This window comes from Mariluticola halotolerans (assembly GCF_021611515.1).
In the GTDB taxonomy this organism is placed as follows: domain Bacteria; phylum Pseudomonadota; class Alphaproteobacteria; order Rhizobiales; family Devosiaceae; genus Mariluticola; species Mariluticola halotolerans.
Map to the genome: position 1 here is coordinate 39,710 of NZ_CP090961.1, position 12,985 is coordinate 52,694.

Genomic DNA, 12,985 nt, shown 5'->3' on the forward strand with positions numbered 1-12,985 from the left:
AGATGCCGGGCAAACCAATATTTTTCTCTGAATATTATCTGGACGGTGACTGGCATACCGACCGGTCTGCCGGTGACCCTGAAGAGCCTGTGCAAATCCCGCCCGGTTCGCCCGATGAAGGGCCGGTAAAAGAGCCGGAACCGGTGCCGGACAACACGCCGGGCGAACTGCCCGATGATGCGCCTGATGAAACCCCGCCAAATGCCCCGCAGGAAGATCCGCCCCCGGCGCAGCCTGACGACCCTCTTCGTGCTCATATTCACCCTTAAGGGTTATTGTTTTACGGCATATGGGTGCTGATTTTCTGACAGCAAAAAAGCCACCCGCCCTTTGGCGCGGTGGCTTTTTTTCCGGGAGGAGGATCGAGACTGGTCACGCGGACGGGATAAGGGCTCGGCTGCCATTTCGTTGGCCAGAATGGGAAACCGGAAAAACCAGACTGTTCCCTATGCCGTCAAGTCCGGTTGACACGCCTGACCGTCTCTTGAGGGGAATGCCGGGGCTTCGAATTTGTTCCAGACTTTGTGAGGTGCCCCAAGGTTCACCTCACCGGAACCTCTAGCGGGCAGACGGCGTTCTGCCTCAAGGGTCTGCAAGGGCAGTCCCCCCAGAAAAAGGAGCCACGAAATGCCCGCAAAATCCAAGGCACAACAACAGGCCGCCGGTGCAGCACTGGCGGCAAAACGCGGTGAGACCAAAAAGAGCGACCTGCAGGGCGCTTCCAAATCGATGTATGAATCAATGAGTGAAAAAGAGCTTGAGGAAATGGCCTCGACCCCACGCAAGGGGAAGCCGGATCACGTTGATGATGCGTAAAAAAAGGCCCGGTGGCCTTGGCCGCCGGGCCCTTTGTGCATCACATCCAATAGGGTGACACGCGATAATAGTCATAGGCGCTTTCGCGGGCCGCCAGACCATCATTCTTTGTCAGTTCCTCGACGCTGTCGCAGGGCGCGTCAGCCAGCTGGTCCTTGGTAAAGGGCACCAGATAGGCGTCTTCTTCGTCAGAATAATCCAGCGAAGCCCAGGGAATGGGATGATATTTTTCGCCAAGACCAAAAACGCCGCCAAAGCCGACCACGGCGAACATGATGGTGTTGTCGGTCTTGTCGAGAACAAGGTCTTCGACCTGGCCAACAGTGTCGCCGCTCTGGTTCTTGACCTTGGTGCCAATGGCCCGGCTGGCTTTGATGGCTGTGGTATGTCCGGATGTTGTAGGCATTGTGCTTTCTCCTTCGTTCCGTTGTCCAAAGGGAACGCAAGGCAATTGGCAGAGGTTCCGCAAAAATTACTGCCGGTTTTCCGGGAACAGTCGCGACCATCCAACGTTGCTTGAGGAGTATCCCGAGCAAAGGAGGGCGACACAATGCCTGTTGATGATCTGAAGAATTACCCTGCACCACCCTATCCCGCACAGCAGCAGGATATGCCCGGCAAGACCAGCAAAATGGACCCAAGACCCGACCATGGCGAAGACAGCTATCGGGGGGCTGATCGGCTGACCGGCAAGGTGGCCATTATCACTGGCGGCGATTCCGGCATTGGCCGGGCTGTCGCAATCGCTTTCGCCCGCGAGGGGGCGGATGTGATCCTCTCCTATCTCAGTGAAGAAGACGATGCAGCCGATACCGCGAAAATCGTTGAACAGGCCGGGCGCAAGGCGGTGCTGATGAAAGGCGATGTGCGCGATGAGAGCTATTGCCAGTCGCTGATTGACCATGCCGTGAACGAAATGGGCCGGCTCGACATATTGGTCAACAATGCCGCCCACCAGGCCAGTTTTGACGCGATTGAGGATATCAGCACCAGTGAATGGCACGCGACCGTCGATACCAATCTGACGGCGATGTTTCATCTGTGCAAAGGGGCAATTGCGCATATGCAGAAAGGGGCGACGATCATCAATACATCCTCGATCAACTTCAAGGATCCGAGCCCCAGCCTTTTGGTCTATGCCATGACCAAGGGGGCCATTGCCAATTTCACCGGCGGGCTTGCCGGGCTGGTGGCGGACAAGGGTATCCGCGTCAACGCGGTGGCACCCGGCCCGATCTGGACGCCGCTCATTCCCGCGACCCTGCCGACAGAAAAGGTGGAGAATTTCGGGGCGGACACGCCATTGGGCCGGGCGGGGCAACCCGCTGAACTGGCGCCCGCTTTCGTCTATCTGGCGTCAGCAGAATCCAGCTATGTGACCGGTGCCGTGCTGCCGGTGACCGGCGGGCGGCTTATGCTTTAGCGCTGCCCCAGATCGGGCGGTCGCCAAAGCGCACCAGTCCCTTGTCATAGACAAGGCCGTCAGGCCGGTCCTTTTGCAGCAGTAGTGGGCCATCAAGATCGACCCAGTCGGCGAAACTGGCGAGCATCATGGCGGGGGCCATGGAAAGCGACGTGCCCACCATGCACCCCACCATGATGCGCAGGCCCACCTGTTGCGCGGCGCGGGCCAGCGCCAGCGCTTCGGTGAGGCCGCCGGTTTTGTCGAGCTTGATATTGATGGCGTCATAACGCCCGGCAAGGGCACCAAGCCCCGCCAGGTCATGGGCGCTTTCATCGGCGCAAACGGGCAGGGGATGGGCGACGGCTGCGAGGGCCGAATCCGCTTTGGCGGGCAGGGGTTGTTCAACCAGTTCCAGACCGAGGTCGGCCGCTACCCTCAGGCGTTCGCCGAGGGTCTCATCTGACCAGGCTTCATTGGCATCGGCCAGCAATCGTTTGTTAGGCGCGGCCTGACGCACGGCGCGCAACCGGGCGCTATCGCCCTTGCCACCAAGCTTCAGTTTCAACAAAGGGTAGCCGGTTGCGGCGCGTGTGGCCGCCGCCATTTCTTCAGGCGTGCCAAGGCTGATTGTATAAGCTGTGACGATATTTTCGGGCAGGGTCAGTCCCGCCAGTTCGGCAACGCTTTTGCCCGCCAGTTTTGCCTCCAGGTCCCAAAACGCGCAATCGAGCGCATTGCGCGCGGCACCGGGCCGGAGCGCGGTTTGCAGGTCTTGGCGGGTCAGCCCGTCAGCGATTGGGCCGGTCAACGCTGTGATAGCGTTTAGCGTGGTTGCGGTGGTCTCGCCATAATGGGCGTAGGGCACGCATTCGCCGTGACCGGTTACCCCCTCGCGGGACAGCGTCACATGGATGGTTTCGGCTTTGGTTTTGCGGCCACGCGAAATGGTAAAACTGCCCGCGATCGGGAAATCTTCAATGGCAGCTTTAAGGCGTGTGGTCATTCTTCAATGGTCAGCTCGGCGACAAAATCATAGCGGTCGCCGCGATAGGCGGATTTGGTGATTTCAATCGGGCGGCCATTGGCCAGAAACGAGCGGCGCTCGATATGCAAAACCGGACTGCCGACAACGATATCGAGCAATTTGGCCTCGCGCGCATCGGCAAGGGCGGCGTGCAGGCGCTGCAAGGCGCGCACAGGCATGTGTCCCGTGCCGCGCATGGCCTCGTAAAGCGATTCCCTGATCTCCTGCCCGGCGACGGCATAAAGCGGCACCACGGCGTGCTCAAGGGCCAAAGGATCGTCTTCCGAAAGGCGCACGCGGGTGAGGCGCAGCACCTTGTCGCTGGGCGACAGGCCCAGTTTCAGGATTTCATCGGGGTCGGGCAGGCCGACACTGTTGTCAATCACGATGGAGCGGGCATTGGCCCCGCGCCGTTTCATGTCGGCGGTGAAGCCGAGAAGGACCGAAAGCGGCTGATCGATTTGCGGCGAGACAAAAGTGCCCGCGCCGTGACGTTTGGAAATCAGCCCGTCGCGGAACAGGTCTTCGATGGCGTGGCGGATGGTGACGCGGGAAAAGCCGGTGGCTTTTGCCAGATCGCGTTCCGAGGGCAGGCCCGTGCCGCCGCGCAATTCGCCGCGTTCGATCAGTTCACGCATGGCGGTGGCGAGCTGGATATAAAGCGGCTCTTCGCCGCCTGTGTGTTTTTGCAACGCTTCGGTGATGCGCACCAGCAGTGCAGAAGCCGGGGCCTGCTCTGCTGGTGGGGTCAGCTCTGCATCAAGATGTTCCACCATATCACCTAGTTCTCGGTTTTGAGTCGGGGGTCGAGCGTATCACGCAAGGCATCCCCCAAAAGGTTGAAACCAAAAGACAGAAACAGGATTGCAAAGCCCGCAAAAATGGCCGGCCAGGGCGAGAGCAGCAGGAAATTGCGCCCCTCGGAAAGCATCAGCCCCAGCGAGGGCGTGGGCGGTTGCGCGCCGAGCCCGAGGAAGGACAGCGAGGCCTCAACCAGAATGGCAGCGGACAACAAGATACTGGTTTGTACCAGCACGACCGAGACCAGATTGGGCAGGAGATGCAAAAAGATGATGCGGAAATCCGAAGCGCCAATTGCCCGTGCGCCCATCACATATTCGCTTTCGCAGATCACGAGAGCCGGGCCGCGCAACAGGCGGGCAAAGATCGGGGTGTAGACGATGGCAATGGCAATGGCGGCGCTCCAGATATTGGGGCCGAGCACGGCGATGACGCCAATGGCGAGCAAGAGAATGGGGAAGGCGAAAACGATATCCATCAGCCGCATGACGATGCGGTCGAACCAGCCGCGATAATAGGCGGTGAGCAGGCCAATGGCACCGCCAACAACAAGGGCCAGGGTGACGGCTGTGACGCAGGTCATCAGCGAGGTGCGATAGCCGTGAATGATCCGCGCCAGCACATCGCGCCCCAATTGATCGGTGCCCAGCCAGTTGACCGCGTTGGGGCCTTTCATACGCTGGACCATGACCTGGTAATAGGGGTCCTGCAGCCCCAGAAAGGGGGCAAACAGCGCCAGCAGGACCTGCAGGATGACAAAGACCAGAGCAAAGGTGAACAGCTTGTTGCGTTTGAGAAAATTCAGCATCAGCGTGTGACCCGCGGATCGATGGCGGCATAGAGCATGTCGACCAGAAAATTGACGATGACGAAGGTGCCGGTCAGCACCAGAATGGTGGCCTGCACCAGCGGATAATTGCGCTCGGAAATGGCCCCCAGCACCAGCCGGCCGAGGCCGGGAATGGCAAAGACCTGTTCGATGACAATGGCACCGCCGAGCAGATAGCCGGCGGAAACACCGACACTGGTGATGAAGGGGATCAGCGCATTGCGCAGGGCATGTTTATAAACGATGCGGCGCTTGGTGGCGCCCTTGGCCTTGGCGGTGCGGATATAATCCTGCCCCAGCGCATCAAGCATGGCCGAGCGCACCAGCCGCGACAGGTTGGCCAGCATGGGCAGCGACAGGGCAATGACCGGCAGGACCATGCGCGACAGATTGCCGAGCGGATCTTCGGTAAAGGGGACATAGCCAAGGGCCGACCAGCCCGGCGCGAATTTGGCGACCATGAAAATGGCGACAATGCCGAGCCAGAATGAAGGAATGGTCAGCCCGGCAATCGCCCCGATACGCACCGCGATTTCGGCGATATTGCCACGGGCCGAGGCCATGAACGCGCCGATGGGAATTGAAAGCCCGGCGCCCACAAGGACCGACAAAAAGGTCAGCTCCAGCGTCGGCCAGATATTGGCGGCGATTTCGCTGGTGACGGGCCGGCCGGTCCAGATCGAGGTGCCGAAATCGCCATGCAGGACGCCCCATATCCAGTTGGCGTATTGCTGGTAGATGGGCAGGTTGAGCCCCAGCCGCGCTTCGAGTTCGGCAATGCGCTCGGGGGTGATTTCGGTATTGGCACCCAGCATGATGGCCACCGCGTCACCGGGGATCATACGGATCATCAAAAACACAATGATTGAAACCCCGAACAGGACGAAGGCGAGGTCAATCAACCGGCTGAGAAGGAAACGTGGGGTCACGGGCGTCTGGCCTGATTGTGTTTTCGGGTTGGCAGAATGACGGGGAGGCCCCGGCGCGGTAGACAGGCCACAGCGCCGGAGCCGGGAGGATTACTCGTCGATCGTGACGTTGATCAGGCTGCGCAGGCGCCCGCTCGGGTAAATCTCGAAACCGCTGACGTCGTTATTGACCGCTGTTGACAGCGTGCCATAGGCGAGATGGGCAATCGGCCCTTCGCAGGCAAGCTTGGTCTGCAGCTGGTCATAAATGGCCTTGCGGGCCGCCTGATCGGTTTCGTTCCGGCCTTCATCGAGCAGCGTGTTCACCTCGGCGTCGTCATATTTGAAGACATTGGTGGAGCCGCCGCCAAAGAAGGTGCGGTAGAAATAAAGATCAGGATCGGTGGAGCCGCCATTGGCTGAAACGAACAGGTCAAAATTGGAATTGCGCCAATCCTGCACGAACTGGCCAATTTCCTGATTGATCAGTTCCACCTCGATACCACCCGCGGCCAGCTGCTGCTGGACGATCTGGGCGATATCGCGCGTGTCCTGCCGGGGCAGAACATTCATGGTCAGTTTCAGCGGTGTGGTGATGCCCGCTTCCGCCAGCAATGCCTTTGCGCCTTCAACATCGGTTGAGTAGCAGGAGAATTCGCTGGTATCGAGCGCCCATTCGGTCAGCGCCGGGGAGAGGGGGCCACCGGGGACACCGGCACCGAACAGGGCACCATCAATAATGTCCTGACGGTTGAGCAGCATGTTGAGCGCCCGGCGCACGCGCGGATCGGTAAACGGTTCGCGGCTCGCGTTCATGCCCACCAGCGTATAGGAAAGATCGCGGGTTTCCTGCACGGTGACATTGGGCTGGGCCTTCAGCTGCAGGGCCGTTGCGGGATCGATGCCGGGCAGAATGCCGTAGTCGCCAGAGCCAAGACCAACCTGACGGGTGGCGGCTTCCGGCACGAATTCAAACCGGACTTCATCCAGTTTGGGCAGGTCGGCATCGCGATAGCCATCGAATTTGGTCAGGCTGATAAAGCCGTTGGGCTGCCATTCGCTAAACTGGAACGGGCCGGTGCCGTCCGGGGTCTGCTGCAGGGCGTCCTTGTCGGTTTCCATTTCCGCGGGGACAATGGCAATGCCGGCCAGCGACGACAGGATCGGCGCAAACGGCGCATCCAGCGTGAACCGGATGGTCAGCGGGTCGATAATGGTGACCTCTTTGACCGGGGAGATGCGGCTTGCGAGCGGAGAGGCCATTTCCTCGGACTGGACCCGGCGGATGGAGGCGGCAACATCGTCCGCATCCATGGCTGAACCATCGTGGAAGGTGACGCCTTCGCGCAGCTTGAACGTATAGGTCATGCCGTCTTCAGACACATCCCATGAGGATGCGAGACCGGGCACAACCGCCAGCCCCTGATCGATGGCGGTCAGGCCTTCGTAAATATTGTCCTGCACGATCAGCACCGAGTTGAAGGCGGTGATCAGATGCGGGTCGAGCCCGGCAGGGGAAGAATCGATAGCGATATCAAGCGTTGCTGCTGCAGCGCCCCCCGCCATCATCGAAGTCGCCATAAGCGCGACGCAGAGTTTTTTCAAAACCATGATGTCTCCATTTGTTGGGCGCCAGCCTCCAGATCCAGAATAAATCCACTTTAAAACCACTCTGGACAATGAGAACGCTATGGTATTACTCTTTTGATGGCAAGAGCAACCTTGATCCGTTGGAAACGCCCGGAAACACGGGCGATTTTGACGGCAGAGAAGATCAGTCCTTTGTGGGAGAAGACATGTCGGCGACGCCGCTGCTGAACATTGAAGATCTGCATATCGAGGTTGGCGATCGCGCGATTATCGAGGGGGTCTCTCTCTCGATCGCGCCCGGTGAGATGCTGGGCCTGGTTGGGGAATCGGGTTGTGGCAAGTCGGTGACGGCGCTCTCGATCATGCGGCTTCTGGCCGAGCCGCCGATGCGGATTTCCGCCGGCCGGATCGGTTTTGAAGGCCGCGATATTCTGGGACTGAATGAGGCTGAACTGGAGGCTCTGCGCGGTGATGACATCGCCATGATCTTTCAGGAGCCGATGACCTCGCTTAACCCTGTGTTTACCATTGGTGACCAGATCACCGAAGTGGTGCACCTGCACAGGAAGGTCGATCGGGAAGCGGCAAATGCGCGGGCGCTTGAACTGTTGCAACGGGTCGGTATTCCGGCGCCCGAGGACGCCTTGCAGCGCTATCCGCATCAATTGTCCGGCGGACAGCGCCAGCGGGTGATGATTGCCATGGCCTTGGCGTGCGATCCAAAACTGCTGGTCGCCGATGAACCCACCACAGCGCTTGATGTGACCGTTCAGGCGCAAATTCTTGACCTGATCGATGACCTGCGCCGGGAAACCGGCATGGCCGTTTTGCTGATCACCCATGATCTTGGCGTTGTCTCGCAATATTGCGACCGGGTGGCGGTGATGTATGGCGGGCGGGTTGTGGAAGAGGCCAGTGCCAGCGCGTTGTTTTCTCATCCCCAGCACCGCTACACGGCGGCGCTGTTGCGCACCATTCCCGCTTCCAATCCGCCCGGCGTTGAATTGCCCGCAATCATGGGCACCGTGCCGCCGCCGGGCCAGCGGCCAGAGGGCTGCACCTTTCATCCGCGCTGCACAGCCCTGGTTGCAAACTGTAAAACACTCATGCCCGCCCTTGAGGGCCAATCCCATCTCGTGCGTTGCTGGAACCCTGCCGAATGAGCCTTTTGGAACTCCGCAATCTGTCGAAAACCTATCCCGGCCAGAACGGGGCCGTGGTGCAGGCCGTCTCGGATGTGTCGCTGACCATTGAGGCGGGCGAAGTGTTGGGCGTTGTGGGGGAAAGCGGCTGCGGCAAGTCGACCCTTGGGCGGTCGCTATTGCGGCTGATCGAGCCAAGCGGCGGCGAAATTCTGCTCGATGGCAAGGATTTGATGCAATTGAGCCGCCGGGCGATGAAGCCGGTGCGCCGCGATCTGCAGGTGATTTTTCAGGACCCGTTCGGCGCGCTCAACCCGCGCCATACCGTGGGGGGCATTATCGGCGAACCCTTGCGGGTGCACCGCATCGGCACCAAGGCCGAGCAAGAGGCGCGCATTGCCGAATTACTGGATCTGGTAGGTTTACCGCAGGACGCGGCCGGGCGCTATCCGCATGAATTCTCCGGCGGACAACGCCAGCGCATTGCCATTGCCCGCGCCCTGGCGCTGAACCCGCGTTTGCTGGTGGCCGATGAAGCCGTGTCGGCGCTTGATGTGTCGATCCAGAGCCAGATCATCAACCTGATCGCGGACCTGCAGAAGCGGCTCGACCTCTCGATCATGTTTATCAGTCATGACCTGTCGGTGATCCGCCATGTCAGCGACCGGATTGCGGTGATGTATCTGGGGCGCGTGGTGGAAATCGGCCCGACCGAAGAAATCATGCAGGCCCCCAAACACCCCTATACAAAGGCCTTACTCTCCGCCATTCCGCGCCCCGGCGTGACCCGGCAACAGCGCATTGTCTTGCAAGGCGAATTGCCGGACCCCGCTCACCCGCCCGCCGGGTGTGCCTTCCACACCAGATGTCCCAGTGTTATGCCGGTTTGCAGTGAAAGCCGCCCGGTTCTGCAACGGGTCGCTGCCAACGAAAAGGATGAGGTTGCATGCCACCTCTATCCCGCAACATGACCCTTGAAACGCGTCTCGACCGGGCCTTCCAGCCACTGGCGACAGCCATTGAAACCGGCCGTATTCCCGGCGGTGTGCTGGGGCTGGTGACCCGCGAGGGTACCCGTGCCATGCGCGCAATGGGCCATGCCCAGACCGTGCCCGAAAAGCGCGAGATGACGGCAACAACCTGGTTCGATCTGGCCTCGCTCTCCAAGGTGATTTTTACCACGCCGCGCATTCTGGCGCTGGCGGAAGCGGGTACGATTGATCTGGATGCCCCCCTGATTTCGGTGCTGCCGGACCTGCGCCAATATGATGCCAATGCCTGGGTGCGGCGGGTGAGTTTTCGCCATTGCCTTGGCCACCAGACCCCGTTCCCGGCGGTTGAACCAATCTATACCTATGGCCGCGACCCGGATCTGTTGCGCACCTTTATTCTGCAACGCGACTGGCGTGCCGGGCCGCCGGTTTATTCCGATATCAATTTCATTCTTTTAGGCTTTGTGCTTGAGCGGCTGAGCGGCAAGACCATCCGGCAGATGGACCCCGGCCCCGGCTTTGCCTTTGCCAGTGACCCCAAAGAGACGGCGGCGACTGAAGATTGCACCTGGCGGCACCGGATATTGTGCGGTGAAGTGCATGACGATAATTGTTCAGCGCTTGAGGGGGCGGGGCATGCCGGCCTGTTTGGTACCGCGGATTCGGTGCTCGATTTTGCGCAAGGCCTGCTTGATGGCACTGGCGCGGGCCCCAAGGCAATTGAACTGATGCGCACCCGCCTGTCCGCCAGCCGCACCCACGGATTTGAATGCGCGCGGCCCGGCTGGCCCGGCGGCGACAAGGCCAATGCCGAGACCATTGGCCATACCGGTTTTACCGGCACTGGCCTCTGGATCGATTTTGCCAATGGACGGGCCTGGACCCTGTTGACCAACCGGGTGCACCCCACGCGCCATTTCGACAGCGGCATTGCCGAGTTGCGCCGGGATGTTGGCGACCTTGTGAACGCGGAACAGGATTAAGCAAATGAAACCGGTTTGGGCGGTCGGCCTGATGACAGGCACGGTGCTGGACGGCAATATTGATGTGGCCTTGCTGAAAACGGATGGCGAGCAGGTGGAAAGCTTTGGGGCCTATACGCTGGCCCCTTATGACAATGCAATCCGCGACATGCTGGAAGAGACGCTTAATCAGGCGCGGCGCTGGAATTTTGACGGGCCGGAACCGGCGATTTTTGCCGAATCGGAAGCGGCGCTGACCCGGGCGCAATCGGCGGCGGTGAAAAACCTGGTTGAAAGCGCCGGGCTGACCATGGCCGATATCGGCATTGTCGGTTTTCACGGCCAGACCGTTTTGCACCGCGCGCCGCAAAAGGGGCGTCTGGGTGCGACCCGCCAATTGGGTGACGGGGCGCTGATGGCCGAAATTCTGGGCACAAAAGTCGCCTATGATTTCCGCTCCGCTGATATGCGGGAAGGGGGGCAGGGCGCGCCGCTCTCTGCCGCCTATCACGCTGCCCTGCTGCGCGGACTTGAAGCCAATGGCGATGTGGCCGTGCTCAACCTTGGTGGTGTGGCCAATATCACCTGGTGGGATGGTAAGGATCAGGTGATCGCTTTTGATACCGGCCCGGCCAATGCGCCGATCAATGATTTCGTCAAATCACTTGGTCTTGGCGAGATGGACCGGGATGGGGCATTGGCGGCCAAAGGCCATGTGGATGAGGCACGGCTGGCCGAACTGCTGACGCATCCTTATCTGGGTGCGCCCTATCCCAAATCGCTCGACAGGTTTGATTTTACCGCCGAAATGGCCAAAGGCTGCACGGCGGAAGATGGCGCGGCGCTGTTGACCGCCTTCACCACATCGGCTGTTGGCAAGGCGCTTGACCTGTTGCCGCAACGGCCGCAACGCCTGATTGTGTGCGGTGGCGGACGGCGCAACCCCGCAATCATGGCGGCCCTGCCCAAACGGGCAGGGGTTGACGTGGTGCCGGCGGAAACCGTTGGCTGGCGCGGTGACGCCATTGAGGCGGAATGCTTTGCCTTTCTTGCCGTGCGCGTGATGCGCGGCCTGCCAATCAGTTTCCCCGATACAACCGGGGCGCCGGCACCGATGACCGGCGGGCAATTGGCAGGCTAAAAGCCAATCATTGGCCCGAGACGCCTAGCCGAGCGGTGTCGGTGCCGCTTTTGGCTTGGTGCGCATGCTGATGGTGCAGGCGAGAATGATCAACCCGCCGCCCAGCCAGAAGCGCAACCCCACCGTTTCGCCAAAAAACACATAGCCGAACAGGGCCGCCCAGAGCAGGCCGGTATAATCAATGCTGGCAAAGATTGAGGCGGGCAGGCGGCGCAAGCCGGCGACCACAAAGATAAAACCGACAGCACCGAGAAAACCGATCAGGGAGATTTGCCAAAGGGTATCGACGGGCGGCACGATCATTGTTGAGACGGCAAAGGGCAGGGCGGCAATGGCGGCAATTGCCGACTGCGCGAGGATCATCGCGGCCGCCCCTTCATCGCTGGAATGATGTTTGAGCAGTACCAGGGCACCGGCATAGCAGACGGGGGCCAGAATGGCTGCGCCCCAGGCCGCAAGGCTGGAGGCGCCGGTGGCGATTATCGGCTCACCGCCGAAGATGACGATGAGTGAGCCGACAACACCAAGGGCAATTCCCAAGACAAGCGTGGGTGAGGCCGGTTCCTTCAGAAAGACAATGCCGAGGAATGAGACATAGATCGGCGCGCTCATGGCCAGTGCCGCGGCAATGGCGAGGGGCAAATGGGTGATGCCATAAAAAAAGAAAAACGCGGTGATGGCCATCAGCACACCGCGCAGGGCGTGGCGTTTGAGATTGGCCCTTTGCGGCCAGGCCCGCCGGGTCAGCACCAGGTAGAGCGCCAGCCACAAGGCGGCGCCGGCATAGCGCACAAAAACAATCTGCAGTGTGGGCAGGCTGGCGCCGAGATTCTTGGCCACCACATCCATGGCGCAAATCGTGGCGATGCCGCCGGCACCCAAGAGGAAACCGGAAAGGGAATGACGCTCGCTCATGCTGCATCCAGCCGTTTTTGCAAATAGGTGCGGGTGTGGCCCTTGGGGAAATCGGGCAGTTCGCCGAAAGCCTGATAGCCGGCATGTTCATAGGTGCGGCGGGCCGTGGGGCTGAATGTATCAATCAGCGCACCATGACATCCGCGCGCCAGCGCTTCCACCTCGGCGGCAACGAGCAATTTGCCCGCCAGCCCTTGGCCGCGCAGGCTTTCATCGAGCCAGAGCCACTGGACATAAAGCCAGCCCCAGCCGGTATACCCATAAAGCCCGCCTTTGACCTCTCCTGCCGCGCCGCGCACAAAAACCGCCAGATCCTTTCGGCCGGCAGGCGGAAAGACCGCATCATTAAAAGCTGCCAGCCCACCCCGGACAATCGCCAGATCACCCTCGGCAGGGTCGGCTGTGACGCTGAGCGACAATCCACCATCAAGCGGGATGGCATCGGACGAAAGAGACATGA

The 12,985-nt window shown here is 60.4% G+C and carries 15 protein-coding genes; 7 read left to right on the plus strand and 8 right to left on the minus strand.

All coding sequences use genetic code 11. From position 1 onward, the window contains the following. Positions 1 to 2 precede the first annotated feature (2 nt). Both L1P08_RS16070 and L1P08_RS16075 read left to right on the plus strand, forming a co-directional pair. Positions 3 to 269, plus strand: a complete 267-nt coding sequence (locus tag L1P08_RS16070) for a hypothetical protein (RefSeq protein ID WP_303619686.1) — start codon at positions 3 to 5, stop codon at positions 267 to 269. Positions 270 to 627: 358 nt separating this feature from the next. Further along, positions 628 to 816, plus strand: coding sequence for a DUF3008 family protein (locus tag L1P08_RS16075; protein ID WP_303619687.1), 189 nt, complete (start codon positions 628 to 630; stop codon positions 814 to 816). A 40-nt stretch (positions 817 to 856) separates the two neighbouring features. Here L1P08_RS16075 and L1P08_RS16080 read toward each other — a convergent pair whose 3' ends face one another. Next, positions 857 to 1,222 (minus strand): PRC-barrel domain-containing protein, encoded by a 366-nt coding sequence (locus L1P08_RS16080; protein WP_303619688.1) that lies wholly within the window; start codon positions 1,220 to 1,222, stop codon positions 857 to 859. A gap of 144 nt (positions 1,223 to 1,366) precedes the next feature. Between L1P08_RS16080 and L1P08_RS16085 the strand changes: the two genes are divergently transcribed. Then, on the plus strand, positions 1,367 to 2,239 hold the full coding sequence (locus tag L1P08_RS16085) for an SDR family oxidoreductase (protein WP_303619689.1): 873 nt from the start codon (positions 1,367 to 1,369) through the stop codon (positions 2,237 to 2,239). On the opposite strand, the gene dgcA is transcribed toward L1P08_RS16085, so the two are convergent. The 5 genes from dgcA to L1P08_RS16110 all read right to left on the minus strand — a co-directional run bounded on the left by dgcA (position 2,229) and on the right by L1P08_RS16110 (position 7,394). Continuing rightward, positions 2,229 to 3,224, minus strand: coding sequence for an N-acetyl-D-Glu racemase DgcA (gene dgcA, locus L1P08_RS16090; protein ID WP_303619690.1), 996 nt, complete (start codon positions 3,222 to 3,224; stop codon positions 2,229 to 2,231). The two genes, L1P08_RS16085 and dgcA, sit on opposite strands and share 11 nt — an antisense overlap. Then, positions 3,221 to 4,021, minus strand: coding sequence for a GntR family transcriptional regulator (locus L1P08_RS16095; protein WP_303619691.1), 801 nt, complete (start codon positions 4,019 to 4,021; stop codon positions 3,221 to 3,223). Before L1P08_RS16095 ends, dgcA begins: the two co-directional genes overlap by 4 nt. Positions 4,022 to 4,026: 5 nt before the next feature. Continuing rightward, on the minus strand, positions 4,027 to 4,854 hold the full coding sequence (locus L1P08_RS16100; protein ID WP_303619692.1) for an ABC transporter permease: 828 nt from the start codon (positions 4,852 to 4,854) through the stop codon (positions 4,027 to 4,029). Then, positions 4,854 to 5,804, minus strand: coding sequence for an ABC transporter permease (locus L1P08_RS16105; protein WP_303619693.1), 951 nt, complete (start codon positions 5,802 to 5,804; stop codon positions 4,854 to 4,856). Before L1P08_RS16105 ends, L1P08_RS16100 begins: the two co-directional genes overlap by 1 nt. A 90-nt stretch (positions 5,805 to 5,894) precedes the next feature. Further along, positions 5,895 to 7,394 carry an ABC transporter substrate-binding protein gene (locus L1P08_RS16110; RefSeq protein WP_303619694.1) on the minus strand — a complete coding sequence of 500 codons (1,500 nt, stop codon included), beginning with the start codon at positions 7,392 to 7,394 and terminating at the stop codon, positions 5,895 to 5,897. A gap of 185 nt (positions 7,395 to 7,579) precedes the next feature. Between L1P08_RS16110 and L1P08_RS16115 the strand changes: the two genes are divergently transcribed. From L1P08_RS16115 to L1P08_RS16130, 4 genes are read left to right on the plus strand one after another with little or no spacing between them, the layout of a single operon-like run. Further along, on the plus strand, positions 7,580 to 8,536 hold the full coding sequence (locus L1P08_RS16115) for an ABC transporter ATP-binding protein (RefSeq protein ID WP_303619695.1): 957 nt from the start codon (positions 7,580 to 7,582) through the stop codon (positions 8,534 to 8,536). Next, the gene (locus L1P08_RS16120; protein ID WP_303619696.1) at positions 8,533 to 9,486 is read left to right on the plus strand and encodes an ABC transporter ATP-binding protein; all 954 of its coding nucleotides are present in this window, start codon (positions 8,533 to 8,535) and stop codon (positions 9,484 to 9,486) included. The genes L1P08_RS16115 and L1P08_RS16120 overlap by 4 nt, the downstream gene beginning before the upstream one ends. After that, complete coding sequence (locus L1P08_RS16125; protein WP_303619697.1) at positions 9,462 to 10,490, plus strand: serine hydrolase domain-containing protein; 1,029 nt, start codon at positions 9,462 to 9,464, stop codon at positions 10,488 to 10,490. The genes L1P08_RS16120 and L1P08_RS16125 overlap by 25 nt, the downstream gene beginning before the upstream one ends. A gap of 4 nt (positions 10,491 to 10,494) precedes the next feature. Further along, positions 10,495 to 11,610 carry an anhydro-N-acetylmuramic acid kinase gene (locus L1P08_RS16130; RefSeq protein ID WP_303619698.1) on the plus strand — a complete coding sequence of 372 codons (1,116 nt, stop codon included), beginning with the start codon at positions 10,495 to 10,497 and terminating at the stop codon, positions 11,608 to 11,610. 24 nt (positions 11,611 to 11,634) lie between these two features. Here the strand turns inward: L1P08_RS16130 and L1P08_RS16135 are convergent, their stop codons facing one another. Continuing rightward, on the minus strand, positions 11,635 to 12,525 hold the full coding sequence (locus tag L1P08_RS16135; protein WP_303619699.1) for a DMT family transporter: 891 nt from the start codon (positions 12,523 to 12,525) through the stop codon (positions 11,635 to 11,637). Then, positions 12,522 to 12,983: a GNAT family N-acetyltransferase gene (locus tag L1P08_RS16140; protein WP_303619700.1), complete on the minus strand. Its 462-nt coding sequence runs from the start codon at positions 12,981 to 12,983 to the stop codon at positions 12,522 to 12,524. Before L1P08_RS16140 ends, L1P08_RS16135 begins: the two co-directional genes overlap by 4 nt. Positions 12,984 to 12,985 lie beyond the last annotated feature (2 nt).

What these genes read in the sequence shown, in the direction of transcription:
- L1P08_RS16080 (WP_303619688.1), bottom strand. Translation starts at nt 1,222, where the DNA reads ATGCCTACAACATCCGGACATACCACAGCCATCAAAGCCAGCCGGGCC.
- L1P08_RS16070 (WP_303619686.1), top strand. Translation starts at nt 3, where the DNA reads ATGCCGGGCAAACCAATATTTTTCTCTGAATATTATCTGGACGGTGAC.
- L1P08_RS16120 (WP_303619696.1), top strand. Translation starts at nt 8,533, where the DNA reads ATGAGCCTTTTGGAACTCCGCAATCTGTCGAAAACCTATCCCGGCCAG.
- L1P08_RS16075 (WP_303619687.1), top strand. Translation starts at nt 628, where the DNA reads ATGCCCGCAAAATCCAAGGCACAACAACAGGCCGCCGGTGCAGCACTG.
- L1P08_RS16085 (WP_303619689.1), top strand. Translation starts at nt 1,367, where the DNA reads ATGCCTGTTGATGATCTGAAGAATTACCCTGCACCACCCTATCCCGCA.
- L1P08_RS16110 (WP_303619694.1), bottom strand. Translation starts at nt 7,394, where the DNA reads ATGGTTTTGAAAAAACTCTGCGTCGCGCTTATGGCGACTTCGATGATG.
- L1P08_RS16115 (WP_303619695.1), top strand. Translation starts at nt 7,580, where the DNA reads ATGTCGGCGACGCCGCTGCTGAACATTGAAGATCTGCATATCGAGGTT.
- L1P08_RS16135 (WP_303619699.1), bottom strand. Translation starts at nt 12,525, where the DNA reads ATGAGCGAGCGTCATTCCCTTTCCGGTTTCCTCTTGGGTGCCGGCGGC.
- L1P08_RS16125 (WP_303619697.1), top strand. Translation starts at nt 9,462, where the DNA reads ATGCCACCTCTATCCCGCAACATGACCCTTGAAACGCGTCTCGACCGG.
- L1P08_RS16095 (WP_303619691.1), bottom strand. Translation starts at nt 4,021, where the DNA reads ATGGTGGAACATCTTGATGCAGAGCTGACCCCACCAGCAGAGCAGGCC.
- L1P08_RS16140 (WP_303619700.1), bottom strand. Translation starts at nt 12,983, where the DNA reads ATGTCTCTTTCGTCCGATGCCATCCCGCTTGATGGTGGATTGTCGCTC.
- dgcA (WP_303619690.1), bottom strand. Translation starts at nt 3,224, where the DNA reads ATGACCACACGCCTTAAAGCTGCCATTGAAGATTTCCCGATCGCGGGC.
- L1P08_RS16100 (WP_303619692.1), bottom strand. Translation starts at nt 4,854, where the DNA reads ATGCTGAATTTTCTCAAACGCAACAAGCTGTTCACCTTTGCTCTGGTC.
- L1P08_RS16130 (WP_303619698.1), top strand. Translation starts at nt 10,495, where the DNA reads ATGAAACCGGTTTGGGCGGTCGGCCTGATGACAGGCACGGTGCTGGAC.